The 3,306-nt window shown below is 36.0% G+C and carries 4 protein-coding genes and 1 pseudogene; all 5 read right to left on the bottom strand.

Annotated features, from left to right (window positions below):
* On the bottom strand, window positions 1-448 hold a 448-nt coding region (locus ACMZ6Z_RS09090; protein WP_416132214.1), incomplete at its 3' end, for a PoNe immunity protein domain-containing protein.
* A gap of 15 nt (window positions 449-463) precedes the next feature.
* Window positions 464-1,594 carry a hypothetical protein gene (locus tag ACMZ6Z_RS09095; RefSeq protein ID WP_416132215.1) on the bottom strand — a complete coding sequence of 377 codons (1,131 nt, stop codon included), beginning with the start codon at window positions 1,592-1,594 and terminating at the stop codon, window positions 464-466.
* Between the two features lie 106 nt (window positions 1,595-1,700).
* Window positions 1,701-2,387, bottom strand: coding sequence for an enhanced serine sensitivity protein SseB C-terminal domain-containing protein (locus tag ACMZ6Z_RS09100; RefSeq protein ID WP_416132216.1), 687 nt, complete (start codon window positions 2,385-2,387; stop codon window positions 1,701-1,703).
* 10 nt (window positions 2,388-2,397) lie between these two features.
* The gene (locus ACMZ6Z_RS09105) at window positions 2,398-2,694 is read right to left on the bottom strand and encodes a hypothetical protein (protein WP_416132217.1); all 297 of its coding nucleotides are present in this window, start codon (window positions 2,692-2,694) and stop codon (window positions 2,398-2,400) included.
* Window positions 2,691-3,306: pseudogene (locus ACMZ6Z_RS09110) on the bottom strand (hypothetical protein); the annotation flags it as partial. The gene ACMZ6Z_RS09105 and the pseudogene ACMZ6Z_RS09110, both read right to left, overlap by 4 nt.

The following is a 3,306-nucleotide window of genomic DNA, read 5'->3' on the forward strand; positions in this document are numbered from 1 at the left end:
AGTAGTAACGAATCAGAAAGTCCATCAAGTAATCTTGATAATCAACTTGTTTGATGTTTTCAATAAAAGGTGCCATTGTTTCAGCATCGATATCTAAAAGAATACTAACAGAAATGATGTCTAAATCATCTAGGTAGTGAATATGACCATCTAATACAAGGCTTTTGACTTCTAAAAAATCCAAGAAGGACTTCCGAACATCCGACAAAGGATAGCCAGCAGAATACATCACCTTAAATATTTCATAGAAATTTTTTGAAATAAAAAATTGTGTATTCCGTATTACTTCGGAGTTTGAAAACTTACGCTTTTGAATACCCTCTTTTTCATCTTCCTTTAAGGACTCAATATCCTTTAATAAATATATATTATCTTCTCTGTTAAATTCAAGTATTTTTTGATAGTTTTCTAATGTGTTTAGTTCGTCTCTAATTCCAATTTTAATCACTCTATGACTCCTTTCTTATGGCCATTCACCGATTATATTTGCCTCAATATCCAAACGAAAATGCTTCACAGTTCCATCAATATCAACTCTACTTAAAACTGCTTCGTAGTCTCCATTTCTGACAGCCTCACGTACAGTATGAAAATCTCGCAGATTATCAAAATCATCTTTATGTATTCTGTTTTCAATCCACTTATGATTCATCTGCTTACCATCAGCTGTATGAGGATTAAGTCGTGATTTATTAAATTTAGCCTCATCAATAATAACCTTAGAGCCGACACCAGACTCATTGATATAAATACCATCGATTCCACGCTCTAATTTAGCATCCAGACTTTCTGGGATGTCCCTGCCAACACGCCTTAAATCATAGATAGAGGTCTCGCCACTCCTTGGATTCAACAGATTATCATAAGTTCTAATCTCGCTATAGTTTCCCTTTTGTTTACTAGAAGCAGTATCATAGTCGAAATCGGAAACCCTTCTTTTCAACTCATCTTGGAGCTCAATTCTTTGATTAATGGACTTTTCAACTTTTACATAACTGGACTTAAAGTTAGAACTTTCACGAGCTAGGCGACTCTCCTCAAGGTTTTTAAGAACCTGCTCCTTATTATACGGCGGTGCTTGCTCAGGCATTTTTTTCGTCGTCAGTTTGTTCAAACTAAACTTCCCTGCCAAGGAAGAACCCGCAGAAGCACCAGCCATACTACTTAGAAACTTCGCCGCATTGGCCTGTGAGTCACTAGCTCCTAAAAGTTTGGCTCCGTGATAACCAAGTTCTCCTCCGCCCCATGCTCCCAAAGCACCGCCACCAAATTGAGCTAGGCCTTTTACAACACTTCCAGTTTGACCAATTGGTGCAATAATGGAACTACCGATACTAAAGATTTGACCAGTTTGATGATATAGTTGGTTATTTCCCAAGAAAATAGTATCTCGGATAGGATTGACCGCAAAACTCTTCGTATCTCCTAGAGAGCCATAAATAATATCTTGTTCGGCCTCGATCATGTTCGAATAGCCATATAAAGCAGTACCTGTACCAAGTGTTGCACCAGCTGCTACAACAAGAGGAGTTGCTGCTCCTGCGGTTGCTACAATAGCTACTACACCACCTACAACCGTTAAAGCGCCAACCACAAAATTTAGAACACCCTGATTACGACGCTCTTCGGCCGCAATGGCTTCCCAACGAACGGCATCACCGCTGAAGATGGGATAGTACCTAGTTAGTAGACTCTATATTTTAAGAATATACATTATAAAACGGAAAAATATCATCAGCTATTTCTTTCCCTAATTTTGTAGACCAAGATATCATATCTATCGGCAAGTCTGACTCAACGCCTTCAGACGAAATTTTTTGAGACACAGATTCAAATAAAGTTTTATCATCATCACTCTGATGATCAATAACCAATAAATAACTGCTCTCTTTCTGAACAATTATTTTTTGAAGAAATACCCGTTTTATAAGGGAACACTCTTTAAAAATAGTAGACAGATTTGCTTCCAGCAACGACGTATTCTCGGTAGGTCTGCCCCAAAAAAGTTTCTGAGAATCTCTAAGAGAAAGGACAGCGGCTAAATCCACCTGATTCATAACAATATTTATATCATACGGATTTATAACTATGTGATTAATGGCAGAATTCAACTCTAAAAAATTGGAGATATAGTCCAAAGTAACCTCTGCAAATTTAACTTTCTTATCACAAAAAAGATTTTTTTCTCCTATAGATTCAAAATCAGTAAAAATTGGAAAGTACTCATTATTTTCAATGTCTCGTATTGTAAATAAACTTTCAGAATTATCGATGTTAATAAATGGAACTAAAACTGCTGATTGTGATAAATTCATAGCAAAATTTCTCCAGTCTGAATCCTTTTTGCTTTTCTCATAAATACCATATAAAGATTTTATATCAACCATAAAATACCTTTCAATTCAATAATTCATCTATAGCTCTTAATAAAGAGGCGTATTGATTATTATACTTATTCATTAAAATTTTATCCTGATTTAAAATATAAAAATCTGACAGACCTTCCCTTGGAAAAAACATACTTTTGTATAATACTTTTAATTCTCCCACAGTTTCTTCAGACATATGAGAGTTTTTTAGAATACTACTCATTTCCTGAAGTGTAGTTATAAAGTAATTTATATTATGCCCTGATTTATGTATCAATAAAAATTGTAACAAATCATTTATTGCCTTATTCAATTGCTCGGTCATTTTATACCTCCCAAATGTGTTGTATTGTCGAGTATTCCATTAATCTCCCACGGTTTATGAATATATATCTGCTCTTTTCCACCGAGATATACCCCTCCCTGATATGCAGTAGGACCTTCATAATATACTGTGCCTTTTGAAAATTTAGTAGCATAGACATCTGTAATTTCAGATGTTCCTGTTAAAACTCCCGTCTTACTATCAATCCATTGTGGTTTTACAGCGGAATCAATTCGGACTTTTATGGCGGAATCTGGAATATCTCTTGTATAATATTGCCCCAATGGTCTTTCAGAATTACCTGCTCTAAAAAACACAGTGTCTTCCTCTAATACCTTTACATTATATTTACCACTAGCAAAACTAGAAGCAGCGGTCTCATCAATATCCAATAACGGACCCGGATTTTCTACCATATTATAAGTATATTCGCTAGACACAGAAGAAGAATTCTTTAAGGAAGGCCTATTCAAACTAAACTTCCCTGCCAAGGAAGAACCTGCCGAAGCACCAGCCATACTACTTAGAAACTTCGCCGCATTGGCCTGTGAGTCACTAGCTCCTAAAAGTTTGGCTCCGTGATAACCAAGTTCTCCTCCGCCCCATGCTCCC

It is taken from the genome of Streptococcus pluranimalium, assembly GCF_047785705.1.
GTDB classification, from domain to species: Bacteria; Bacillota; Bacilli; order Lactobacillales; family Streptococcaceae; genus Streptococcus; species Streptococcus pluranimalium_A.

Bases quoted from the DNA above. Each gene is read 5' to 3' on its own strand.
- ACMZ6Z_RS09100 (WP_416132216.1), bottom strand. From the start codon at position 2,387: ATGGTTGATATAAAATCTTTATATGGTATTTATGAGAAAAGCAAAAAG.
- ACMZ6Z_RS09105 (WP_416132217.1), bottom strand. From the start codon at position 2,694: ATGACCGAGCAATTGAATAAGGCAATAAATGATTTGTTACAATTTTTA.